Source organism: Actinophytocola sp. KF-1, from assembly GCF_054661535.1.
This window is the reverse complement of the sequence record NZ_BAAFVK010000008.1, coordinates 285,052-309,501: the sequence shown is the minus strand read 5'-3', so window position 1 is coordinate 309,501 and position 24,450 is coordinate 285,052. Positions and strand designations below refer to the sequence as shown.

General features: G+C 72.7%; 17 protein-coding genes. 4 read left to right on the top strand and 13 right to left on the bottom strand.

Translation table 11 applies throughout. The annotated features are described in order from the left end of the window. Nucleotides 1-29 precede the first annotated feature (29 nt). Nucleotides 30-1,121 carry a hypothetical protein gene (locus tag ACYQ77_RS25375; RefSeq protein WP_459715465.1) on the top strand — a complete coding sequence of 364 codons (1,092 nt, stop codon included), beginning with the start codon at nt 30-32 and terminating at the stop codon, nt 1,119-1,121. On the opposite strand, the gene ACYQ77_RS25370 is transcribed toward ACYQ77_RS25375, so the two are convergent. The 3 genes from ACYQ77_RS25370 to ACYQ77_RS25360 are packed head-to-tail and all read right to left on the bottom strand — an operon-like array spanning nt 1,093 to nt 3,684. Beyond that, the gene (locus tag ACYQ77_RS25370; protein ID WP_459715463.1) at nt 1,093-2,133 is read right to left on the bottom strand and encodes an ABC transporter ATP-binding protein; all 1,041 of its coding nucleotides are present in this window, start codon (nt 2,131-2,133) and stop codon (nt 1,093-1,095) included. The genes ACYQ77_RS25375 and ACYQ77_RS25370 overlap by 29 nt on opposite strands. Further along, nucleotides 2,130-2,831 (bottom strand): ABC transporter permease, encoded by a 702-nt coding sequence (locus ACYQ77_RS25365; RefSeq protein WP_459715461.1) that lies wholly within the window; start codon nt 2,829-2,831, stop codon nt 2,130-2,132. The genes ACYQ77_RS25370 and ACYQ77_RS25365 overlap by 4 nt, the downstream gene beginning before the upstream one ends. Before the next feature lie 4 nt (nt 2,832-2,835). Continuing rightward, nucleotides 2,836-3,684 carry an ABC transporter substrate-binding protein gene (locus tag ACYQ77_RS25360; RefSeq protein ID WP_459715458.1) on the bottom strand — a complete coding sequence of 283 codons (849 nt, stop codon included), beginning with the start codon at nt 3,682-3,684 and terminating at the stop codon, nt 2,836-2,838. Nucleotides 3,685-3,739: 55 nt separating this feature from the next. On the opposite strand from ACYQ77_RS25360, the gene ACYQ77_RS25355 reads away from it, so the two are divergent. After that, complete coding sequence (locus ACYQ77_RS25355; protein ID WP_459715455.1) at nt 3,740-4,660, top strand: substrate-binding domain-containing protein; 921 nt, start codon at nt 3,740-3,742, stop codon at nt 4,658-4,660. Nucleotides 4,661-5,318: 658 nt separating this feature from the next. Here the strand turns inward: ACYQ77_RS25355 and ACYQ77_RS25350 are convergent. The 7 genes from ACYQ77_RS25350 to mobA form a co-directional block, all read right to left on the bottom strand. Next, on the bottom strand, nt 5,319-7,217 hold the full coding sequence (locus tag ACYQ77_RS25350; protein ID WP_459715453.1) for a molybdopterin biosynthesis protein: 1,899 nt from the start codon (nt 7,215-7,217) through the stop codon (nt 5,319-5,321). Continuing rightward, nucleotides 7,214-8,434 carry a molybdopterin molybdotransferase MoeA gene (locus ACYQ77_RS25345; protein WP_459715451.1) on the bottom strand — a complete coding sequence of 407 codons (1,221 nt, stop codon included), beginning with the start codon at nt 8,432-8,434 and terminating at the stop codon, nt 7,214-7,216. Before ACYQ77_RS25345 ends, ACYQ77_RS25350 begins: the two co-directional genes overlap by 4 nt. Continuing rightward, nucleotides 8,431-10,170, bottom strand: coding sequence for an NAD(P)H-dependent oxidoreductase subunit E (locus ACYQ77_RS25340; protein WP_459715449.1), 1,740 nt, complete (start codon nt 10,168-10,170; stop codon nt 8,431-8,433). Before ACYQ77_RS25340 ends, ACYQ77_RS25345 begins: the two co-directional genes overlap by 4 nt. Then, on the bottom strand, nt 10,167-13,097 hold the full coding sequence (gene fdhF, locus ACYQ77_RS25335; RefSeq protein ID WP_459715447.1) for a formate dehydrogenase subunit alpha: 2,931 nt from the start codon (nt 13,095-13,097) through the stop codon (nt 10,167-10,169). Before fdhF ends, ACYQ77_RS25340 begins: the two co-directional genes overlap by 4 nt. 67 nt (nt 13,098-13,164) lie before the next feature. Next, entirely contained in the window at nt 13,165-14,385 is a 1,221-nt protein-coding gene (locus tag ACYQ77_RS25330; RefSeq protein WP_459715445.1) for an RNA-guided endonuclease InsQ/TnpB family protein, read from the bottom strand. 166 nt (nt 14,386-14,551) lie between these two features. Then, nucleotides 14,552-16,348, bottom strand: coding sequence for an aldehyde ferredoxin oxidoreductase family protein (locus tag ACYQ77_RS25325; RefSeq protein WP_459715443.1), 1,797 nt, complete (start codon nt 16,346-16,348; stop codon nt 14,552-14,554). Nucleotides 16,349-16,365: 17 nt separating this feature from the next. Next, complete coding sequence (gene mobA / locus ACYQ77_RS25320) at nt 16,366-17,211, bottom strand: molybdenum cofactor guanylyltransferase (protein ID WP_459715441.1); 846 nt, start codon at nt 17,209-17,211, stop codon at nt 16,366-16,368. 41 nt (nt 17,212-17,252) lie between these two features. On the opposite strand from mobA, the gene ACYQ77_RS25315 reads away from it, so the two are divergent. Then, a complete protein-coding gene (locus tag ACYQ77_RS25315; RefSeq protein WP_459715439.1) occupies nt 17,253-18,032 on the top strand; it encodes a PIG-L deacetylase family protein in 780 nt (259 codons plus the stop codon). A 399-nt stretch (nt 18,033-18,431) separates the two neighbouring features. Here ACYQ77_RS25315 and ACYQ77_RS25310 read toward each other — a convergent pair whose 3' ends face one another. From ACYQ77_RS25310 to ACYQ77_RS25300, 3 genes are all read right to left on the bottom strand, one after another. Beyond that, on the bottom strand, nt 18,432-20,501 hold the full coding sequence (locus tag ACYQ77_RS25310; RefSeq protein ID WP_459715437.1) for a spermine/spermidine synthase domain-containing protein: 2,070 nt from the start codon (nt 20,499-20,501) through the stop codon (nt 18,432-18,434). Between the two features lie 88 nt (nt 20,502-20,589). Beyond that, nucleotides 20,590-21,741: a M23 family metallopeptidase gene (locus tag ACYQ77_RS25305; protein WP_459715435.1), complete on the bottom strand. Its 1,152-nt coding sequence runs from the start codon at nt 21,739-21,741 to the stop codon at nt 20,590-20,592. A gap of 94 nt (nt 21,742-21,835) precedes the next feature. Then, entirely contained in the window at nt 21,836-23,341 is a 1,506-nt protein-coding gene (locus ACYQ77_RS25300) for a helix-turn-helix domain-containing protein (RefSeq protein ID WP_459715433.1), read from the bottom strand. A 92-nt stretch (nt 23,342-23,433) separates the two neighbouring features. Here ACYQ77_RS25300 and ACYQ77_RS25295 point away from each other — a divergent pair, with 92 nt between their 5' ends. After that, nucleotides 23,434-24,447, top strand: a complete 1,014-nt coding sequence (locus tag ACYQ77_RS25295; protein WP_459715431.1) for a Gfo/Idh/MocA family protein — start codon at nt 23,434-23,436, stop codon at nt 24,445-24,447. The last annotated feature ends 3 nt before the right edge of the window (nt 24,448-24,450 follow it).

Here is a 24,450-nt window from a genome sequence, read left to right as displayed (position 1 = left end):
GGCGGCCGGACCGCACGGGAGGTGCACGGGTGTCGAAGCGTTGGGCAGGGTTCGGTGTCGCGGTGGCGGGGGCGCTCGTCGTCGCGTGCGGGTCGTCGCCGTCCGGTCCGGACGCGCCGAAGCCGCCCAGGGTGTACGCGTACCAGACCATCCACTTCGGGCCGACGATCGTCGAGACGACCAGTGACCTCGTCGTCATGAACGGCACCGAGGAGATCGGCCGGGCGCAGCTCGGGCTCGGCACGGACCCGGCGTTCACCACCGACGGGCGGTACGCCTTCAGCCTGGCGGGCGACGGCGCGGTCAAGGCCGTCGCGGTGGCGACGGGCAAGGTCACGTCGGTGCCGTGCGATGGCTGCTTCGACCGCTACCTGGAGTGCCAGTGCCAGACGGTCGTGCCCTTCGGTGCGAGCACGATCGCCTGGCTCGACCGCGCGAACCGGTTGGTGCGGACCGATCTCGCGGCCGGATCGCCGGCCCCGGAGCCGACCGGGACCACGGCACCGGCCTGGCGGGACGACCTGGACAGGCAGTACGCGCCGCAGCTGCTCGCGGGCACGGCGGACACCGTGCTGGTCGGCTACTCGTATTCGATGTCGTCGACGCCGCGACCCCTGTACCTGGCCGGGCCGGCCGGCACGCCGCGCCTGCTCACGACGGGACGGCCGGGTCCTCTCGAGGCGGCGCAGTTCAGCCCGGACGGCGCCGAACTCGCGCTGTGGGACGCGCCGGAGGTGAACGAGTGCGCCACGGTGACACTGTTCGATCTCGCGGCGGGCACCGCCGAGACCACGCCGGTGGCGGCGGCGACCGCGCGGTGCGGCACCCGCGACGGGTTCGTCGGCGACCTGTGGTGGGACCACGACGGCACGCTGAACGTCTACTTCCAACCCGACGGCAGCGAGTCCCTCGTCGGGGCGACCCAGCGCAGTTTCACCGACGGCGCGTGGGCGGCCGCGGACGTCGACCGGGCCACTCAGTTGCACCGGCTGGCCGAGGACACCACCGCGGTGCTGAGCAACCCGCACGTCCGCGACAAGGACGTCCTCTACCTCGAGACCGCGGGCAAGCGGACCACGGTCGAACGCGAGGTCAGCCGCGTGGTGGCGCCGCCGCGCTGACCGGACCGTCCTCTTCGGACAGCATCGGTGCCGCGCACGCGCGCAGGTGCTCCCTGGCCGCGGCGACACGGATCGGGCTGCCCGGCGCCGTGCCGACGTCCTCGGTGGTCACGGCGGTGACGGTGGTGCCCGCGGTCGTGGTGACGTCGAGGCGGAACGCGCCGCCGAGCGGCACCACGCGGCGCAGGACACCCTCGACGACGATCGCGTCCGGTGGCGCCGGGGCGGCGTCGGCGAGGGGGCGGCAGCGCTCGGGCCGGGCGACGAGCGTCGTGTGGTGCCCGGTGAGCGCGGACGGCAGGTGGGTGGTGAACCCCAGCAGGGTCGCGCACTCCAGGTCGGCGGGCGCGTCGAAGACCTCGGCGGTGGCGCCGAGCTGCCGGATCTCGCCGCGCACGAGCAGGGCGGTGCGGCGTGCGAGCGCACGGGCTTCCTCGCGGTCGTGCGTGACGAGCACGACCGCGGCGTCCTGCTCGTCCAGCGCGGCGCGCAGGTCGGCGAGCAGGTCCGTGCGCGTGGTGGCGTCGAGGCCGCTGAACGGCTCGTCGAGCAGCAGCACGCGCGGCGCGACGGCGAGGGCACGGGCGATGGCGACCCGCTGCGCCTCGCCGCCGGAAAGCGTGTGGGCGTGGCGGCCCGCGAGGTGCGCGACGCCGAGCGCGGCCAGCCACGGCTCGGCGCGACGACGGGCCTCGTGCCGCCGGATCCCGCGCAACCGCAGGCCCGCGGCCGCGTTGTCGAGCACCGACTTCCGTTGCAGCACCGGGCGTTGCAGCACCGCGGCGACGGCGAGGCGGAGCTGGGCGGTGGTGGCGACCGCACCGTCGAGCAGCACCGTTCCGGACCGGGACGCGGTGCCCAGGTGCGCGAGCGCGCGGAGGAACGTCGACTTGCCCGCGCCGTTGGGGCCGAGGACCGCGAGCGTCTCCCCCGCCGGGACGTCCAGCGCGGGCACGGACACCAGTTCGCGCCCGTGCGCGGTGACGCGCAGATCGCGGCAGCCGATGCTCACCGGTGCACCTGCCTGCGGTGTTGCGCGAGCGTGCCGACGAGGTTGACGGCGAACGCGAGCACGAGCAGCACGAGCCCGAACGCGATGGCCAGCGCGAACTGGCCGCGGCTGGTGGCCAGCACGGCGGCGGTGGTGAGCACCCGGGTCTCCCCCGCCAGGTTGCCGCCGACCATCTGGGCGGCCCCGACTTCGCTGACCACGGCGCCGAACCCGGCCATCGCCGCGGCCAGCAGCGGCAGCTTCGCCTCCGCGAGCAGTGCGCCGATCGCCCGCGTGCGGGTGGCGCCCAGCCCGCGCATCTGCGGCAGGAAGTCCGGGTCGACCTGCTGCAGCGCGGTGGCGGTCAGGGCGGTCACGATCGGCGCGGCGATCGCGGCCTGCGCGATGACCATGGCGGCCGGGGTGTAGAGCAGGCCGAACGCGCCGAGCGGTCCGGACCGCCACAACAGCACGGTGACGAACAAGCCGACGACGACCGGCGGCAGCCCCATGCCGGTGTTGGCGATCGCCAGCAGCACCCGGCGGCCGCGGAACCGGCCGAGCGCCAGGACGGTGCCGACGGGGGCGCCGACGACGAAGGCGATGGCGGTGGCGCTGAGGGACACCTCGAGGGTGAGCGCGGTGATCGCCCACGTGTCCTCGTCGCCGGTCAGCAGCAACCGCAGCGCTTCGAGGAGGCCGTCGCCGAGCACGTCCACGCCGTCAGTTCCCCAGCGCCGACTCGTCCTTGCCGGCGTCCGGCACGAACAGGGGCTCGGCGTCACCGAACTCGCCGATCATCCGCTGTGCGCGCGGGCCGGTGATCCAGTCGGCGAACGCCTTCGCCCCGTCCGGCTGGACCCGGTCGCCCGCCCGCTTCGTCATCTCGATGACGTGGTAGATGTTGAGCAGCGCCTTGTCGCCCTCGTTGAGCACCGCGAGGTCGAGGTTTCCCCGCTGGGACAGGTAGGTCGCCCGGTCGGTCAGCGTGTAGGCCGACGTCTCGCTCGCGACGCGCAACGTGGCGCCCATGCCCTGCCCGGTCGAGCGGTACCACTGTCCGGCCGGGACGATGCCGTTCGCCTCCCACAGCTGCTTCTCGCGTGCGTGGGTGCCGGAGTCGTCGCCGCGCGAGACGAACCCCGCCCGCGCGTCCGCGATCCGCCGCATCGCGTCGGCGGCCGGGACACCGCGGATCCCGGCGGGGTCGGCCTCGGGTCCGACGAGCACGAAGTCGTTGTGCATCACCAGGCGCCGCGCCCCGGCCGTGCCCTCGGCGACGAACTCCTCCTCGGCCTTCGGGGAGTGCACCAGCAGGACGTCGGCCTCACCGCGGCGGCCGAGCTCGATGGCCTGCCCGCTGCCGACGGCCACCGGTTTGACGTGCCAGCCGGTGTCGGCGGTGAAGGCGGGCAGCAGTTCGTCGAGCAGACCGGAGTCCTGCGTGCTCGTGGTGGTGGCGAGGATCAGCGACTTCTCGCCCGACGGCCCGGCCGCCTTACTCGGCCCGCCGCACGCCGTGAGCGACACGAGAACGGCGATGAGGGCGGCCGCACAACGAACTCGTCGCATCCACTGTCTCCTTCTGTAGCATCACAGACCGGTACAAGGATACCGAGGCGGAGTGATGACGCGTTACCTGGAAATCGCCACCGAGCTGGCCCGCCGGATCCGCGCGGGCGACCTGGCGGCGGGCGCCGAACTACCCGCGGTCCGCTCCTACGCGAACGAGCTGGGCACGACGTCGTCGACGGTCGTCCGCGCCTACCGGCACCTCGCCGACGCGGCCGTGATCACGGTGGCGGACCGGCGCCGGGCACGCGTGGCAGGCGACGGACCACTCGCCGCGGCGAGGCTCCTGGACGCCGACCGGGTGTTCCGGCTGGCAGCGAGCGACGACCCGGCGATGCAGATCCTGCTCGACCGCACCGCGCCCGCGGTGGTCCCGGTCGGGAGCCGCGGCAGTTTCCATGCGCTGCGTGCCCTGGCACGCGGCGACGCGGACGGCGCGGCCATCCACCTCCGCCACCACACCGGCGGCTACAACGGTCCGTTCGCGACGGCGTTGTTGCGGGGCAAGGACCCGCACCTGCTCCACCTGTGGCGTCGCGAGCAGGGCCTGCTGGTGCGCACGGACATCCGGTCGGTCGCCGACCTGTCCGGCAGGCTGGTCGCCAGGCGCGAGCCGGGTGCGGGCACCCGCGTGCTGCTGGAGCAACTCCTCATCGAGGCGGGCATCGCACCACACACCGTGCACGGCCCGGAACTCGACTCGCACCTGGAGACCGGCCTCGCCGTCGCCGCGGGAATCGCCGACGCGGCACTGGGATTGCGCGCGACCGCGACCGACCTCGGTCTCCACTTCGTGCCCCTGACCTGGGAGTCCTACGACATCGTGCTCAGCGGCGCGGCCCTGGGCGCGGCACAGCCCCTCCTGTCCGCGCTGCGAGACCGGGAAACCCGCACGGCCATGGCAACGCTCGACGGCTACGACCTCACGAACACCGGCACCCTCGAACGGCTGGACGAAGCGGCGGTGTCTGCCTGACCGACACCGCGGTGCCCTGACAGCGCCGTTCAGCCCACCACACAAGGATTGCTGCTGCCATCCCGGAGATCAGCCCGTCCGGCGAGGCCCCGGAGGGAAAACCACAACAAGGCCAACCACCAAGCCCGGACACGGACCGCCACATCGACACTGTCCTGAACGCGCCTTTCAGGACACAAAAGCCAGGCGGAGCACCCGGCCCACAACAGCCCCAAGCCGCACCGACGGGCAAGCGCAACCCCACCCACACAAGGACTGCCTGCCTGCCATCCCGTCGACCTGGCGAAGCCCGATCACACCGGGTCAAGGGGGCCCGAAACACGAACCAACCACATGCCCAAAGCCGCCGGGCCCCCTTGACGCGGTGTGATAGCCCTCCGGGAGGTCGACGGGATGGCAGGCAGACAACGGACACCAGTCCCTGCCAACCCAACCCCGTGCAAGACCCGCTGCCATCCCGGAGACCAGCCCGTCCGGCGAGGACCCCCCGGAGGGAAACCCACAACAAGGCCAACCCACAAGCCCAGGAAAGACCCATCCGAACGTAGAACGGGCCCTGCCCCCACACCGAACGCGGAGGCTCCCGTCAAAGTCGGGTTAACCCTGGCAGGAGCCGATCCCAGCGGGTCGGCACCGCCGCGCACTCCCCGGGCAACGGTCAGCGAATTCTCCTACCGGTCTCCACGCACGAGTAGCCGCCCAGCGCCTCCACCCGTGCCCGGAAATCCGCGCGGTCGAGCAGGGCCCACAGCGGAGCGAGCCGGTCGTCGTCGAGAGAATCGGCGCGCAGCACGAGGTCGTACGGCTCCTGCGCGACGGGCACGAAGTCGAGGCCGAACGCGCGTGCCGCGGCGAGGATCCCGAGCCCCGCGTCGGCCCGGCCCGCCGACACCGCGGCGGCGACGGCCAGGTGCGTGTGCTCCTCCCGCGCATAACCGGGGATGTCCGCCGGATCCATGCCACGCCGGGCCAGCTCGTGGTCGAGCAACGCCCGCGTCCCGGCCCCGCGCTGCCGGTTGACGTACCGCAGCCCCGGCCGGGCGAGGTCGTCGATCTTCGCCAGTTCGAGCGGGTTGCCGGGTGCGACGATCAGGCCCTGGTCGCGGTGCACGAGGCGGATCACGGCGACGTCGCCGTCGAGCAGTCTGTCCACATAGGGCAGCGTGTACTCGCCGGTGGCCGGGTCGAGCAGGTGCGAGCCCGCGAGGTGGCACAGGCCGTCCCGCAACGCGACGAGCCCGCCGAGCGATCCCACGTTCGACGACGCGAGCGTGATCAGCGGGTCGTCGGCCCGCAGCGCCGACGCGGCGAGGTCGAGCACGAGGTCGTGGGACCCGATCGCGACGATGGTCCGGTCGATCTCCGACAGCCCGCGCAGCAGCTCGACCCGCACCTCCTCCCCCGCGTGGTGACCCTCCACTCCGGACGGCACGACCAGCAGCCCGTCCGCGCGCACCAGTGAGGTGAGCACCCCGGCGCCGCGTGGCAGCGGGGTCGCGACGACGCGGTCGCGGACCCGGCCGAGCCGGACGCGGACCCAGTCGTCCACACCGATCGCCGACGGCAGCTTCCGCGCCAGGCGGGCCGTGGTGGACGGGCGTTCGCGGGGCGCGGCGCCTTCCAGCTCGGCGAGCACCGGCGCGGCGAAGATGTCGAACGTGAGCGCGGCCGACACCGGGTAGCCCGGCACCCCGACCACCGGCGTCGCGTCGACGACGCCGAGCACGACCGGGTGCCCCGGCCGGACGGCGACGCCGTGGACCGCGAGCGTGCCCGCGCCCGCGACCACGCGGGACGTGTAGTCGTCGCGGCCCGCGCTGGAGCCCGCGACGAGCAGGACCAGGTCCGCGGTCGCGGCGGCCGACCGGAGCGCGGCGGTGATCGCGTCCGGGTCGTCCGGCACGATCTCGGCGACCCGTGCCTCGCAGCCGATCTCGCGGGCCTGCGCGGCGAGCATGAGCGAGTTCGTGTCGAGGATGTCGCCCGGTTCGAGCGCCGCGCCGAGGGGCCGGATCTCGTCGCCGGTCGGGATGACCGCCACGACCGGCGGCCTGCGCACGGCCAGCTCGGTCACGCCGGCGGCCGCGCACGCGGCCACGTCGACCGGCCGCAGCCGGTGCCCTTCCGGCAGCAGCAGCTCGGCAGCGCTGATGTCCTCGCCGATCGACCGGACGTGCTGGTACGGCGGGACCGCGGCGCGGATCTCGGCCTGGTCGCCGACCCGGTGCACGTGCTCGCGCATGATCACCGCGTCGTAGCCCGCGGGCAGCGGGTCGCCGGTGTCGACGACCTCGAAGTCGGTGAGCAGCACCGGCGTGGTCTCGGCGGCGCCGACCGTGTCGGCCGCGCGGACCGCGATCCCGTCCATGGCGGACGAGTCGAACGCGGGCGAGGACCGCCGCGCCCACACGGGTTCGGCGGTCACCCGGCCGACGGCCGCACCGACCGGCACCCGCGCGACCCCGGCGCGTGGCGGGCAGCCCGCGGCGGCACGGGCCTCGCGCCACGCGGTGTGGGCCGCGGCGGCGGGGACGTCGGAGACGAACGGGCTGTTCATCGGTACAGCACGACCTCCACCTCGGTGCCCGCGTCGAGCCCGGTCGCCGGTTCCGGCACGACCAGGTACCCGTCGGCGCGGGTGAGCACGGACAGCAGCGCGGACGGGCCGAACACCGGCTCGGCGATGCCGTCCCGCAGCCGGATCTGGACCACGTCGAGCCGTCCCGCCGCGGACGCGAGGTCCCGGGACAGCCGGGCCCGGGTGCTCGGTACGGGTGGCGGGGTCTCGCACCCGGACAGCCGCCACAGCAACGGGATCCCGACCTGGCCGAACACGACCAGCGCGGACAGCGGGTTGCCGGGCAGCCCGATCAGCGGGATGCCGCCGCAGTCCGCGAGCAGCGTCGGCTTGCCCGGTTTGATCGCGAGGCCGTGGCACCAGACGTCGCCCACGGCGGCGACCGCGCCCGCGGTCTCGTCCCGCGCGCCGACCGACGACCCGGCCGACACGACCACCAGGTCGGCGCCGGTCAGCACCTCGGTCAGCTTGTCCTTCAACGCACCCGGTTCGTCGCTGACGATCCCGGCGAGCACCGGCTCGCCACCCGCGTCGGCGACCAGCCCGGCCAGCGCGGAGGCGGTCGCGTCCCGCACCTGCCCGGCCGTGAGTTCCACCGTGGACGGCGGGACGACCTCGTCACCGGTGGAGATGATCGCGACGCGGGGCCGGGCGTGCACCGCGACCGACGTGACCCCGGCCGCCGCGAGCAACCCGAGGTCGGGCGCGCGCAGTGGCCGACCGCCGGGCACGAGCGGCGCTCCCGCCGCCACGTCCTCGTCCGCGCGCACCAGCCCGCCGCCGGGCGCGACCGGCCGGGTGACCTCGATCGTGCCGGGCATGGTCTCGGCCGTGTACTCGACCATCACCACGGCGTCCGCGCCCTCGGGCAGCACTCCTCCGGTCGGCATCGCGACCGCGCCACCGGGCCGCACCGCGACCTCGGGTGCCGCGCCCATCCGCACCGCGCCCAGCAGGTCCAGGTAGGACGGCAGGCCGTCGGACGCGCCGTAGGTGTCCGCCGCGCGCACCGCGTAGCCATCCACAGTGGACTTCACGAAGCCCGGGAGCGCGTGCGGTGACGGGATGTCGGCGGCGGGCACCCGGTGGAGCGCCTCGGCGAGCGGGACGGACTCGACCGGCGTCCGGTGGTCCGGACGAAAACCCGCGAGCGCCTCGGCGACCGTGCGGGCAGAGAAGAACTCCTTACCGGTCAACGATCCGGCTGCTCCTTCGCACCTTCGGGGCGGGGTTGCGGCCGGGCCGCTGCCCCGCCCTTGTCCAAGCCCAGCACCGACACCACCGGCCCGAGCGCGACCTGCCCGAGCCCGCAGATCGACGTCTTCCGCATCGCCTCCTCCAGCCGCAGCACGTGCGACCGCTCGTCGTCGTCCACAGCGGACTTGCCGGCCAGCAACGCGTGCGCCTTCGTGGACCCCACCCGGCAGGGCACGCACTTGCCGCACGACTCGTTGCGGAAGAACCGGAGCACGTTCGTGGCCGCGGCCAGCAGGTCGGTGCCCTCCGCCATCACGACGAGCGCACCCGAGCCGAGCATCGTCCCGGCCTGCGCGAGCGTGCCGAAGTCGAGCGCGAGGTCGAGCTGGTCGGGGCCGATGAAGTTCGACGACGCCCCACCAGGCTGCACCGCACCGACGGCCTTGCCGCCCTGCACACCGCCCGCGAGGTCGATGAGCGCGCGCACGGTGGTGCCCATCGGCACGCAGTACACGCCGGGGTTCGCGACGTGCCCGGACACGGCGAAGAACTTCCAGCCGACCGAGTCGCCGAGGCCCTGCGCACCCCACCACTCGGCGCCGCGCTGCAGGATCACCGGCACGTCCGCGAACGTCTCCACCGAGTTGATCAACGTCGGGCGGCCGTGCAGGCCGTAGTTGCCGGGGAACGGCGGCTTGTTGCGCGGCTCGCCGCGGTGCCCCTCCATGCACTCGAGCAGCGCGGTCTCCTCGCCGAGGATGTACCCGCCGGGCGAGACGAAGATCTCCAGCTCCAGCCGCCGCCCGCTGCCGCACGCGTCCGGGCCGATCACCCCGGCGGCACGCAGCGCGTCGATCTCCGCGCGCAGCACCCGTTCCTCGGGCCCGTACTCGTGGCGGATGAACACGTAACCCTGCTGCGCGCCGACCACGGCCATGCCGAGCAGCAGCCCCTCGAGCACCAGGTGCGGCTGGTCGGCGAGGATCTGGCGGTCCTTGAACGTGCCCGGCTCGGACTCGTCGGCGTTGCAGATCGCGTACTTGACCGGGTCGTCGGTGCCCGCGACCAGCTCCCACTTCTTGCCGGTGGGGAACCCGGCGCCGCCCATGCCGCGCAGCCCGGACGCCGACAGCGTGGCGACGACCTCGTCCGCGGTCAGCTCACCGGCGAGCAGCGCACGCAGCGACGCGTACCGGTCCCCGGCTCCCGAGCCACGCGGGTACGGGTCGTTGGGCCACGGCTCGGTCCGCGTCGCCGCCACCGCCGCCGCGACGCCGTCGCCACGCGCCGCCGCGACCACGGCGTCCACATCGGACATCGGGACGGGGTGCTCGTTCACGTCGGCGGCGGGTGCGGTGTCGCAGCGGCCGAGGCAGGAGACCTCGACCAGCTCGACGTCGGTGTCCGCGCCGTACTGTTCCTTGATCGCCGCGATCCGGTCCTCGCCGCCGCGCAGCCAGCACGACAGGTCGTGGCAGACGTGCAGCGCGACCTTCGGCGGCGGCGTGGTGCGGAAGTGCGGGTAGAACGAGACGATCCCCTCGATCTCGTACCTCGGCCGCTTGACCTCGCGGGCCAGCTCCTCCAGCTCCTCGCGGGGCAGCCAGCCCAGCCGCGCCTGGATCGCGTTGAGCGCGGGGATCAGCGACGGGCCGGGGAACTTCCCCGCGCGCGCCTCCACGCCGGGGACCCGACGAGCCCTGGTCTCCGCCGCGCGTTCGGGACTCAGTGTCATTCCGCCGCTCCCAGCGCCGCTGCCTCGGTGACGTGGTCCGCGCCCAGTGCCTCCACCTGCACCGCGCAGAACTTGAACTCGGGGATCTTGCCGTACGGGTCGATCTCGTCGATGGTCAGCAGGTTCGCCGCCGCCTCCCGGAAGTGGAACGGGATGAAGCAGTTGCCGAGCTGCTCGCGGTGGGAGATCCGGACCCGCAGCTCGATCACGCCGCGGCGGGACCGCACCCGCACCAGCTCACCGTGCGCGAGGCCGCGGTCGGCCGCGTCCTTCGGGTGCATGTACACCTCGGCGATCGGCGAGATCGTGTCCAGCGCGTACGAGCGCCGCGTCATCGACCCGGTGTGCCAGTGCTCCAGCAACCGGCCGGTGTTGAGCACCAGCGGGTACTCCGCGTCCGGCAGCTCCTTGGCGGGCAACCACTGCGCGGGCACGAGGTGCGCGAGCCCGTCGTCGGTGTTGAACCGCTCGTCGAACAACACGATCGTGCCGTCGGAGTGGTCCGGGTCCTCGTTCGGGTAGAGCTTCCCGGACAGCCCGAGGTTCTCGTGCCTGAGATTGGCGTACGACGGCATGAGCGCGACCATCTCGTCGAAGATCTCGCTCGGCGACTCGTAGTGCCAGTCCAGGCCGATGCGCTGCGCGATGTCCTGCACGATCTCCCAGTCCACCCGCGCATCGCCGGGCGGGTCCATCACCTTGCGGCCGAGCTGCACGCGCCGGTCGGTGTTGGTGTAGCTGCCCTCCTTCTCCAGGTACGAGGAGGCGGGCAGGATCACGTCGGCGAACTCCGCGGTCTCGGTGAGGAAGATGTCCTGCACCACCAGGAAGTCCAGCTGCGACAGCGCCTTGCGGACCTTGTTGATGTTCGGGTCGGACAGGAACGGGTTCTCGCCCAGCATGTACATGCCGCGCACCCCGTCCGGCTTGAGCACCGACCCGATGATCTCGGTGACCGTGAGGCCGCGCTTCGGGTCGAGCTTGGTGCCCCACGCCTCCTCGAACCGCAGCCGCGTCTTCTCCTGGTCGACGCCCTGGTAGTCCGGGTAGAACATCGGGATCAGGCCCGCGTCGGAGGCGCCCTGCACGTTGTTCTGGCCGCGCAACGGGTGCAGGCCCGCGCCGGGCTTGCCGACGTTGCCCGTGATCGAGCACAGCGCGATCAGGCAGCGTGCGTTGTCGGTGCCGGTGGTGTGCTGGGAGATGCCCATGCCCCAGTAGATGACGCCGGCCTTCGCCTCGCCCCACACCTTCGCGACCTCGCGGATCAGGTCCGCGTCCACACCGGTGATCTGCGCGGCCCGCTCCGGCGGGTAGTCCGCGACCGTGCGCGCCAGCTCGTCGTAGTTCGACGTGCGCTCGCGGATGAAGTCGCGGTCGATCAGCCCGAGCCGGATCACCTCGTGCATGATCGCGTTGTAGAACGCCACGTCCGTGCCGGGCTTGACCTGGCAGTGGTAGTCGGCGTGCTCGGACACCGTGCTGGCGCGCGGGTCCACGTAGATGATCTTCGTGCCGTTGCGGCGGGCCTGCTTGAAGAACGAGCTGGCCACCGGGTGGTTGGCGGTCGGGTTCGAGCCGGTGATGATCACGACCTCGGCGTTCGCGACGTCACCGTAGGTCGTGGACACCGCGCCGGAACCCACACCCTCGAACAGCGCCGCCACCGACGACGCGTGGCACAGGCGGGTGCAGTGGTCGACGTTGTTGGTGCCGAACCCGGTGCGGATCAGCTTCTGGAAGAGGTAGGCCTCCTCGTTGGAGCACTTCGCCGAGCCGAAGCCCGCGATCGCGCCGGGGCCACCCTTGGCGTGGATCTCCCTGAGCCGCCGGGCGACCAGGTCGAGCGCCTCGTCCCACGTCGCCTCGCGGAAGTACGGCATGACCTCGTCGTAGTCGACCAGCCCGCCCGGCTTGCGCCGGCCGTCGCGGCCCATCTTCTTGTCACCGCGGCCACCGCCGCTGCGCTCGCCGCCGTTCACCCGGCCCCGGTCATTGCCGTTGTTGCCGTCGCCCCGGACGTCCGCCGACAGCGGTCCCTTCGGGTAGGCCGAGTCGATGCGGATGAGCGGCTTGGTCAGGCGCTGCGGCGAGGCGGCGTAGTCCCAGCCGTACCGGCCCTTCACGCACAGCCGGCTCTGCGACCCCGGCTGGTCGCGGCCCTCGGCGAAGGAGATCGCGCCACGCTCGCGGTCCACGTAGTAGGTGAGCGCGCAGCCGACCCCGCAGTACGGGCAGACGCTGTCGACCGCGTCGAGCTGCTCACGCGGCTGGATCGGGATGTTGTTGATCGCCTTGTTCGTCAGCGCGCCGGTCGGGCACGCCTGCACGCACTCACCGCAGGTCACGCACGAGCTCTGGCCCATCGGGTCGTTGAAGTCGAACGCGATGAGCGTCTGGTAGCCCTTGCCGGACCGGCCGATCACGTCGTTGCCCTGCACGTCGTCGCAGGCACGCACGCAGCGGTCGCACAGGATGCAGGCGTCGTGGTTGACCTCGATGACCGGGTTCGACAGGTCGACGCCGCGGCCCGACCCGCACGGCAGCTCGGTCGTCTCCTTCGCCACGTCGAACCGGTCGGCCAGCTCCAGCAGCAGGTTGTCGCCGGTCTTGTTCGCCTTGGGGTCCTCGGCGCGCGGCGGCTGGTCGGAGATCAGCAGCTCGGTCAGCGTGGCCCGCTGGCGCTGGATCTCATCGGTGTCGGTCGTGACGGTCATGCCGTCCTCGCACGGCCGCACGCAGGCGGCGGCCAGCACGCGGCCGCCGGTGTCGACCACGCACATGCGGCACACGCCCACCGGGTCGTAGCGCTCGTTGTGGCACAGCACGGGGATGTCGACCCCGGCCTGCTTCGCCGCGTCGTAGATCGTCGTGCCCTCGGGCACCGTCACCGACCGGCCGTCGATCTCGGCCGTGACCGTCCGCACGGACGTCTCCGGCTCCTCGAGAGTCTTGACGTGCCCTCCTGCTGCAAGGCCGGAGGTTCCCACACGGCTACGCTGCGTCTGGGTTGCTTCCTGCTTCATTGCCCTGTGCCTTCCAGAAGGATGGACTCACCGAGGCTCCACAGGCGTTTCGCCTCTCCGCCCGCCCGGCGGCGAGGATGTTCAAGGCCGCGTTGTGGTCCCGGTCGTGCCGCGCCCCGCACCCGGGGCAAGTCCACAATCGGATCTTCAGCGGCATGACGTCCATGACGTGACCACATGCGGAGCACGTCCTGGAGCTGGGCAGCCAGCGGGACACCCTGTGCACCGTGCGTCCGTACCGCTCGGCCTTTTCTTCCAGGAGCCGAACGAGCTGCGCCCATCCGGCGTCCGAGATTGCTCGCGCCAACCGGTGGTTGCGGACCATGCCACCAATGTTCAGATCCTCCACATGGACCGCTTGGTTCTCGCGGATCAGGATGAGGGCCTGCTTGTGGTGGCAATCCCGCCGAGCACGAGCTATCTTGCCGTGCAGCACCGCGATCTTTCGACGTGTCTTCACCCGGTTCGCACTGCCCTTGGTACGACGGTGCTTTTCGCGTTCCAACCGAGCCAACTTGCGCTGGGCCCGTTGCTGGTGCTTCGGGTTCGCCACATCCACCCGTCGTCCCGCAGTGTCGGCGACGGTCATCAGGCGAGAGATCCCGAGATCGACTCCGGCCTCCTGCTGGACGCACGGGAGTGGTGTCGAATCGACCTCCACCACGAACGAGGCGTGGTAGTGGCCATCCGGTTCTCGTATGATCGTGACCGACGACGGCACAGATGGCAGATCCCGGGACCAGCGGACCCGCACATCCCCCACCTTCGCCAAGTACAGGCGCCCGTTGGGGCGGAGGCGGAATCCGTTTCGAGTGAATCGAACGGACTGCCGTGCGTCCTTGCGAGATTTGAACCGCGGACGACCAACCTTGCGGCCCCGCCGCTTGCCACTCACCGACTCGAAGAAATTCGAGAACGCCCGGTTCGCGTCCCGCACCGATTGCACCAGCGCGACCGACGCCACCTCGGACAGCCACACCCGCGCCGGGCTCATTTTGGCTTCGGTGATCACCCGCCGTTGCACCTCGGTCGAAGACACCAGCTCCCCGGAGCGGTGTGCCTCGTTCCGGCACAGAAGCGCGTCGTTGAACACGACCCGAGCACACCCGAACGTGCGCGCCAGCATTCCGCGTTGAACCTCGGTCGGTTCGAGCCGATAGCGGTACCTGGCCTGCACGTTGATCACCATAACCGGCGGCTACGACAACGTCGGACGACCATGCACCCATGGCAAGTACGTTCGCCCTGATTGATGAGGCGTGTACCAACAACTCCACGGTCATCGTCTCCTCGCTCGTCCGGCATTGCATACAGCATACCGTTACGGCTCTCGGCTGTTGAGCCCGACGCTAGGCCTACAGGTGAAGATCCGCCAGATCCGCCTGGGCGACCTTCCCGTCCTGGTCCAAACCCCGTGCTTCGTAGTAGCTCGCGACCATGGCACGGAGCCGGTCGGCGGTGAGCACGGCGGTCCGGCCGGAGCCGAGCTCCAGCGGCGTCTCGAGCATCCGGGCGGGCAGCGTGTCGTCGGCCGCGGTGGCGCCTTCGCGCAGGTTGAAGGCCCTCTTCGCGCGCACGATCCGGCGCGCGGCGGCCCGCAGCTCGTCCGCGTCGAGGTCCCAGCCGGTGACCAGCGCCAGCAGCCGCGCCCACTCGGTGAACGGGTCCTCGAACACCCCGCGCAGGAACTTGCACAGGATCATGGAGTCCATGACCGCGGCCTTGTCCTCGGTCTGGATGGCCGCCGCCACGTGGGCCTCGCCGCCGCGGAAGCGGTCCACGTCGCCGGACAGGTCCGCCTCGTACGCGCCGGAGCGGTTGTGGTCGGCGCCGCGGGCGTTGACGGCGAGGCCGAGCGCCATCGACTGGAGGCTGCGTGGTTCGTAGCCGGGCATCTCCAGGCCCTTGACCTGCGCGGCGAAGTCGATCGACCCGTGCCCGACCCGCCCGGCCGCGCGCCGCGAGCCCTCGGCGAGCAACTCCCCCAGCCCGGGCGCCCGCGTGCCGATCTCGTCCAGTGCCCGCAGCAGGGCCGCGCCGTCGCCGAACCGCAGCCACGGCGCGTCGATCAGGCCGCGCTCGGCGCACTCCATGGCCCACGCGACGGTGCCGCCCGCCGAGATGGTGTCGATGCCGAGCTCGTCGCAGCGGGCGCTGGCGGCGAACACGTCGTCCGGGTCGGACACCCCGCACAGCGGGCCGAGCGCGAAGACGTTCTCGTACTCCATGCGCTGGCTGCCGCCACCCTTGCGGGCGTAGATGTGCTCGCAGCCGATCGAGCAGGACGCGCAGCTGTTGCGGGCCACCCCGCGCAGCTCGTGCAGTTCCTCCGCGGCCAGCCGGGGCGCCTCGTCGAAGGTGGCGGCGGTGAAGTTGCGGGTCGGGAGGGTGCTGACCGCGTTGAACGCCAGCAGGTTCGCGAGCGTGCCCAGCTCCCGGTACTTGGCGGTGGCGGGCCCGAAGCTGCGGCCGCGCAGGTCCTTCGCGGCGGCGAGCACACCGGCCTGGTCGGCGGCCCCCACCTTCGTGGCCGCCTTGACCAGCACCGCCTTGATGTTCTTGGCGCCCAGCACGGCACCGAGACCACCACGGCCGGCGTGCCTGCCGTCGTGGCTGATGGTCGCGTAGCGGACACCGCGCTCCCCCGCCGGCCCGATCGCGGCGGTGCGCCAGCCGCGGCCGAACCGTTCCCTGGCCGTGGTCTCCGCGTCGGCGGCGGACAGCCCGGCGAGTTCGGGCGCCGGTTCGAGCCGCGGCCCGTCGCCGTCGATGAGCAGCACGGACAGCTCGTCCGCGCGGCCGCGGAGCACGATGGCGTCGTGCCCGGTGAGCTTGCCCGCGATGGCGAACTGGCTGGACGCGAGCGCGTCGGTGAGCAGGCCGGTGAGCGGCGACTTGGCGACCACGGCGAACTTGGCGCTCGTGGTCAGCGGGGTGCCGACGAGCGAGGAGAACACGAACGCGAGCGGCGCCTCGGCGGCGAGCGGGTCCACGCGGGGCGGGGCGAGCCGGTGCAGGAGCCACGTGCCGAGCCCGACCCCGCCGAGGTACGCGCGCAGCACCTGGTCGTCGAGGGTGAGCGGGCTGCCGGTCGCGGTCGCGCCGTGCACGTCCACGACGAGGGCCCGCCCGAAGAATCCACCTGCCGCCATGGTGTCGACTGTATGCCCTAGCCGCCCGCGTCCGCCGACAGGAAGGCCACGCTGTCCCCCGCGACCAGCGGCAACCGCGCGTCCCTGGTCACCTGGTCGCCGTTCAACGCGGCCACGACGTGCCGGTCCAGCGTCAGCCCGACGGCCTCGGCGGCGGCCCCGATCGTCGCGGCCCGCACGGTCCTCGGGCGGTGCCCGCCACCCTTGGCGAGCGCCCCGAACCGCTCGACGACCACCTCGGGTGGCTCGCGGTCGCGGGCGGCCCGGTAGTCCTCGGGGGTGTTGACGTTGAGCACCGACGCCAGGTCCGGGTCGTGTTTCGCCACGGCGGCGTCGGCCAGCAGCGCGTCGTCGTCGAGCTGGGTCACCGCGCAGTGCTTGAAGATCATCCCCGGGCGCTGGTTGCCCTCGGCGAGCAACTTCGCGACCAGCCCGGCGATCCTGGTCCGGTAGGCGGCGGCGAGTGGCTGGCGGAACCCGCGTGCCACCGGCAGCACCACGTCGACGTCGTCGGTGAGCGCCCGCAGCACCCGCCGGACGTACGCGGGGTGCAAGAACGGCAGGTCGGTGGAGCACACGAACGCGGCGTCGGCCCGGTCCTCGAGCGTGGCCAGCCCGGCGGCGAGCCCCTGCATGGGGCCGAGCCCCTCGACCGGGTCCTCGACGACCGTCACCCCGGCGGGCAGCTCTGGCAGCTCCTGCCCGGGCGCGGCGACGACCACCACCGGACCGTCGACCGACCGCGCGACGACCGCGGCGGCGCGGTGGAGCAACGTCGAACCGTGCCACTCCAGCCCGGCCTTCGCCGTCCCCATCCGGGTGGACCGGCCACCCGCGAGCACCACACCCGCCGCACCACGCACCCGTCCGAGAATAGCCACGTGTTTCCGGCAGGATGGCGAGCATGTCGTCATCACTGTTGCCAGCCCTGCCCGAGGAGACGTTCACCCGAGTGTTGTGCGTGGCCGCGCACCCGGACGACAACGAGTACAGCACGTCCGCGGCTGTCGCCCGGTGGACGGCGCGCGGCATCGAGGTCGGGTACCTGCTGCTCACCCGCGGTGAGGCGGGCATGCCGACGCCGCCGGAGGAGACCGCGCGGATCCGGCTCGCGGAGCAGCGGGCCGCGTGTGACGCCGTCGGTGTCCGGCACCTCACCGTGCTCGAACACCCCGACGGTGTGCTCGTCTACAACCTCGACCTGCGCCGCGACATCTGCCGGGAGATCCGCCGGTTCAAGCCCGACGTCGTGGTGCACGGCGGGCACGAGGTCGAGACGGCGGTGGGCTTCGACCAGGCCGACCACCGCGTGGCCGGCCTCGCGACGGCCGACGCGATCCGCGACGCGGGCAACCGGTGGGTGTTCCCGGAGCAGATCGACGACGAGGGCCTCGAACCACACGACGTGCGGTGGACCCTCGTCCCGGGACTGCCCGGCACGTTCGAGGCGACCCACGGCGTCGACGTCACCGGCGAACCGCTGCGGCGCGGCATCGCGTCGCTCGAGGCACACGCCGAGTACCTGGCCGCGCTCCCGGACCACCCCGCACCCGCGGACTTCATCCCCATGTTCACCGCGCTGGGCGGCAAGGCCATGGGTGTCGAACACGCCGTGCTGTTCCGTGCCAGGGACCTGCAGGCCCCACCGGACTTCTTCACGGACCTGTTCGGCGGCAACGCCTGAGGCCTGTGTCGAAGTCGGTCACAGCCATTCGTTGATCGGGGCGACGCGGACGGTGGCTTCGTAACGGACGACGAGTTCGTCGAACCGGGTAGCCGCCACAGCGACCTCCTGCGCACCCACCCCCGGATCCCGTCGATCAACTGCCACGTGCTCCACAACGGCGGCCGACCCGACCACGTGGTCAAGCAGGTGATGCGGTGGCCGGCCACCGACACCCGATCAACTGAGCGTCAGCCGATCCGAAGGTCGACGACCGGTAGGTATTCATGGCCGCGTGCGACCTCGAACCCCACCTGCTCCCCGACCGCCCAGGAGTCCTGATCATCGCAACCGCGCCACCGGCCAACCCGCCACCCGATCCCTGACGCCTACGACCACCGACCGGAGTCGCGGCAACGACTAGGCGGTCGCGGCGGCGGTGCGTGGGCGGAGCAGGAACGCGCCGACGTAGAGCAGTGCCGCCACCACGAGGAGGCCGTCGAAGCCGACGAGCATGCCGACGTACTCGAGGCAGCCGCCGACGAGGGCGCCGAGCAGGTTCGCGCCGAAGCTCGCGGTGGCGTCCGCGGTGTCGGTGAACCGTTTCGCGAACACCACGTTCGCGGCGAAGATCGGCAGGAACGCGATCGTCACGGCGACGACCGCGCGCAGCGGCACGGGCATCGACAGCAGCCAGCTGTCAGGGAACAGCCACGCGAGCAGCAACCCGGCGAACAGCACCGCGTACATGACCCGCAGCGGTGGGGTGCGGAACCGGCGCGTCACCTCCACCGCGGCGAGCACCGCGACCAGCACGCCCGCGAACACGATCGCGTTGACCACCCACGTGGTGCCGAACAGGAGCGCGAACCCGGTGACGCTCTTGGTTTCCAGCAGCATGAAGCCGGCGCCGAGCAGGAACAGGTCGGTGTACGGGCGCATCCTGCGGTACGACCCGCCACCTCCGAACAGGCCGACCGCGAGTACCCCGGCCGCGACGATCAACGCGACGGTGACCAGGTACATGGTGGGGATGCGGTCGGTGAACAGGTACAGGAACGGGCGGTCGTCGGTCGCGGGCGGTGGTGTGCCGGCCGCGGCGCCCTGCCAGTCCGAGGCGCAGCGCTGACCGGACGGTGCCAGGCCGACGGTGATCACGGCCTGGCGGAGTTCGTCGTCGAGTGCGTCCACGCACGGCTTGTGGCCGAACGCGGTCTCCGCGGTGCGGGCGAGCCGGTCGATCAGCCAGTCCTCGCGGTAGAAGTTGTACATCGCGAACGCGCCGCCGTCGGTGAGGTGCTCGCGTGCGCTGCGGAACGCCTCCTCGGTGAACAGGTAGCTCTCCAGCCGCAGCGAGCTGGCGCCCTGCACGAGGGTGAGCGAGTCGGGCAGCGCGAACAGGATGAGGTCGTACTTCTCGTCCGTGCGGGACAGGAAGGCACGGCCGTCGTCGACGTGGGTGGTGACGCGGGGGTCGGCGTAGGGCCGGTCCGGGTGCCGTTCGCGGCCGATCCGGAGCAGGCCGGGGTCGATCTCGACGGCGTCGACGTGCTCGGCGCCGTTGCGCAGCGCGATCGCGACGTCGGTGCCGCTGCCCGCGCCGACGATCAGCACGTTCCCCGGGCCGTTCGCGGCGCGTTCGTAGGGCAGGCCGTACTGCGGTGACCACCGGAGCCGGGTCTCCGCCGGGATGACGTTCTGGTGCGGCACCCCGTTGGCGGAGACGGTGGTGATCGGCACCCCCTGCCACTCCTGCTCGGCGGTTTCCACCTTGTAGTAGGGCGTCCACCGCAGGTTGTCCTGTGTGGACTCGGCGAAGAGCACGCCGAGCAGCACGAGCATCGGCACGCCGACGACGGCCGCGGCGACCGCGGTGGCGACGAGGCGGCGGCCCGGCACCAGCAGCACGCAGAACAGCACGGTGACGACGAGTCCCCACCAGATCGGCGGGGCGCCGAGGAACGAGAGCCCGGTGAACGCGGCGATCCCGGCGAGGCTGCCGACGAGGTCGTAGCGGTAGGCGGTGAGGCGGGGCAGCTCGCGGAAGCAGCGGCCGACGAGTTCCGCGGGCCCGGCCAGCACCACCGCGCTCGCGAGGAACACCACCGGCAGGATCACGATCGCGGACGGCCCGGTGGTGGCGAGGCTGGTGAAGTGCACCATGTCCGAGCCGCTCTGGTCCACGGTGACCGGCCGCCACGCGACGAGCCCGACGAGCGCGGCGAGCACCACCGGCGAGTAGAACGGCAGCCGCCGGGCCCGCCCGGACCGCAGGAACCCGATGCCGATACCGAGGAACGACCCCAGCAGCACGAAGTTCGAGAAGTAGCTCAGGTGGACCACGTTCGACCCGGTCCACCGGATCAGCGCCAGCTCGAGGAAGAGCATCAGCGCACTCGCCAGGACCAACCGGGGCCGCACCGCGAACGGCGACGCCCAGTCCCGGCCGGTCACGTCCTTAGCACCGGTGTCCGCGGTCGTCGATGACATGCGGGGCACCCTAGGGGATCACCGCGCCGCGCACACAGCGAACGGCCACCGCCCGGGGAGCAGGCGGTGGCCGTCGGTGGCACGCGGGTCAGCAGTAGCCGTTCACCGGGCCGGACAGGCCGGTCCACATGAACGCGTCCGTGACCCACGTGCCGTCCGTGAGGCGGTTCCACAGGCTGGTGGTGCCCCACCGCCCGGTGTGCGTGGTGCCGTTGGCCGAGCAGGAGATGGACACCGTGGCGCCGTCGGCCACCGTGCCCGCCAGGGCGTAACCGGTGCCGGGGCCGGTCCGCTTGTTGACCACGCCGCCGCCGTTGGTGTCGATGACGCCCTGCGTGAACCCGAGCGCGCCGTAGTTGTACAGCGAGCCACCCGGGTACACGCGCGTGCTGCCGTGCAGCGCCGAGCCCTGGTAGGCGGCGCCGCCGTTCTGCGGCACCCACTTGCCCACGTTGTGGTCGCCGATGCCGACGTAGGCGCTGTTCTGCCGCAGCGCGAAGTGCACGTGCCTGCCGGACGCGGCACCGCCGCACGTCACGTCCGTGCCCGTGTTGCCGAGGACCGTGCCCTGGCTGACCGCGGCGCCGTTGACGTTGATGTTGTTCCACAGGTGGTAATAGTCGGTGGCGTAGCCGCGGTCGTGGATGACGCGGATCCAGCCCGTGCACATCGTGTACGCGGTGCCCGCCCGCGCGGCACGCACCACCTGGTCGCCCCCGGCCAGGTCCAGCGAGCTCCACGGCGCCGCGGCACCGCTCCAGCCGTGCGGGCCGCCCGGCATGCCCCACGTCTGCCCGACCGCGAACGGCAGCGCCATGCCGGTGCGCCAGTCACCGCCCGCCTGGACACCGGGCTGGGCGCCGTCCTGCGCGGCGAGCAGCGGGCGTTCCTCGGCGGTCACCAGGGGCGCTTCGGCGGACAGGTCGGCGAACGCCTCCTCACCTTCCAGCGCGACCACCCAGCGGGCGCCTTCGCGGTGTGCCACGAACAACCAGCCCTCCGGCATGGCGTCGGCGCCGGGCGCGGTCGCCAGCACCGCGGTGCCGAACGCCCAGTGGTTGTCGTGTCTGCTGACGTTCACCCTCGGTGTCGTCGCCGCGGTCGCGGCGGCGGGTGCCGTGGCGTGCATCCTCGCGGTCACCTCGGCGACGAGGTCGGGCCGGGGCGCGGCGGTGGCCTGCACGGCCGGTGCGGCGAGGAGACCGGCGGCCAGCAGTCCGGTCAGGATCCGTGCTCTCATGTCGTACCTCCGGGTTCGGGGCGACGGCGAGTCGATTCCACCAGGACTCCCCTCGGCGGCGGGGTGTTGTTGCCGGAGCCGGGAGAGATCGCAATTAGTGCCGGGCGAGCCACCACCGCGCCGCCGCGCGGACCTCCGGCGGCAGGTCCGCCCGGTCGCGCACCTCCGACAGCACGGGCGTCGCGCGCTGCATCCCCGCCGCGTAGACCACGGCCCGCAGCACCTCCTCGCTGCCTGCGTGGTGGCGCACGGCGCCCGCGAGCACCGCGTTCCTGCTGCGGCCGGGCAGGTTGCCGAGCCCGAACGCCGCCTGCACGGACACCGCGCGGGGCGGCTGCGCGGCCAGCAGCGCCTCGAGCGCAGGCCGGTGCTCGGCGCCGCCGATCATGCCGAGCGCCGCGGTCCGTTCCCGGCGTGGCGCGCGGTCACGGGCCAGCGCGTCGGCGAGCGGTGTGCCGAACGGGCTCGCCGCGAGCACGGCCGCCGCGCCCATCCGGACGTCGACCTGCGGGGCGAACAACAGCTCGTCGACGAGCCGCGACAGCAGCCGGTTCTCGGTCACCGACGTCCCGCGCGTCGCGACGTCGAGCGCCGCCTCCGCCGCGCGCACCAGCCCGGCGACGGTCTCCGCGCGTTCCGGCGCGACCTTCCCCGTGCCGGGCCGTGTCCTGCCCGCCGGCGGCGTGAGCGCGCACAACAGGTCCGTCGCCGCGCGCCGCACGTCCCCGGGCAGGCCATCGTCCGCCGCGTGGGCGCGGGCGAGCACCGCCAGTGTCCTGGCCTCGGCGTGCGCGAACCGGGCCGCCGCGGCGGCCAGTTCGCACACCTCGAGCGCGGCACGCAGGGTCCGCTCGCTGGTCGGCGCGGCGACCTCGTCCACGAGCAGCTGGGTGGCGTGGCGGTCGTGCACCAGCAGCATGAGCGGGTCGACGACGATCTGGCTCGCCGGGTCGGCGATCATCTCCGCCACGGCGGCCGCGATGGCCTCGCGGGCCACGGGGTGGCCCTGCAGCCTGCGCAGCGCCTCCCACCGGTGGTGGTAGTCCCGCCCGCGTGCCACGGACATCTCGGCGAGCAGGCGGGTCACGAGCGTGGCCCACATCGGTCTCGGCAGGTAGACGTGCGGGATCGCGACGACCCGCGCGCTCATCCCGTCCCAGTCCACGGCCGGCATCGGCACGTCGCCGAGGCACCGGTCGAGCAGGTCGTCGAGTTCGCGGGCGAGCACGGCGTCGACGGTGAACCCGCGGTCGAGCCGCGGCGCGCCGGGACGCACCGATCGGACCTGGTGCACGGTGTCGACCGCGGCGGTGAGGTGCCCGGCAGGCAGGCCGAGCAGTTCCTCGTAGGCGCGGATCACGCGGTACGGCACCGGCAGGACACCGTTCTCCCACCGCGAGATCTGGCTGGGCGTCACCGGCCCGAGCCTGCCCGCGAACGCGTGCACGCACCGCCGCGCGACGGCCAGGTCGGGGTCCCGCCCGTACAACCGGTTCATCCGCAGCAGCCACGCGATCCGGGTGCGACTGTCGAAGCGACCGTCGTCGTCGGCGATCTTGTTCGGGCGCCCGCTGGTGACCCGGCCGGTCGACGTCGACACGCTCCGTAGTATCAGCGGTCGCCGGGAACACGCACAAGCCGCCGACCGGCCCCTTGTGCGCGCCGGCGCCGGGTCCGCCTAGGTTCGGGGACATGAGACCACTCAGGACGGCCGTCGTCGGGTTCGGCACCGCGGGACGGGTGTTCCACACGCCGTTCCTCGACGCGGACCCGGACTACGCCCTGACCGCGGTCGTGACGGGCAACGAGCAGCGCCGCGCCGAGGTGCTGGCCCGCTACCCCGGCACCGAGGTCGTCGACCGGGCCGGCGCGCTGCTGGACCGGGAGCTGGACCTCGTCGTGATCGGCACGCCGCCGGCCACCCACGCCGAGCTGGCGCACACCTTCCTCGACGCCGGGGTCGCGGTGGTGGTCGACAAGCCGTTCACCGTCACCGCCGCCGACGGCCGGGCACTCGTCGAGAAGGCCGGACGGCTCGGCGTGCCGCTGACCGTGTTCCAGAACCGCCGCTGGGACGGGGACTTCCGCACCGTGCGGCGGTTGCTGGCCGACGGGGAGCTGGGCGAGGTGTGGCGGTTCGAGTCGCGGTTCGAGTGGTGGAAACCCGACCGCGGCGCGTCGTGGAAGACCGCGACACCCGCCCGCGCGGGCGGCGGCATCCTGTACGACCTCGGCACCCACGTGATCGACCAGGCCCTGCGGCTGTTCGGCGACGCGGTCCCCGTCCACCACGAGCTGTTCACCCGCGCGCCGGGTGGCGCGGCGCCCGACGACGCGTTCGTGGTGCTGCGGCACGACTCGGGTGTCGTGTCGCACCTGTGGATGAACGGGCTCGCCGGTCAGGCCGGGCCGCGGTTCCGGGTGCTCGGGTCGGCGGGCGGGTTCACCAAGCACGGCCTCGACCCGCAGGAGGCCGCGCTCCGCGCGGGCGCGCGGCCCACCGGCCCGGACTTCGGGCGCGAACCGGAGACCGCGTGGGGCAGGGTCGGCCTCGACGGCGCCACCAGGGCCGTCGAGACGGAACCGGGCCGCTACGCGGAGTTCTACGCGTTGCTGGCGACAGCACTGCGGTCCGGCGGCCCGCTGCCGGTCGACCCGGTGGACGCGGTCCGCGTCATCGAGTTGATCGAGACGCTGCTGGCGTGACCG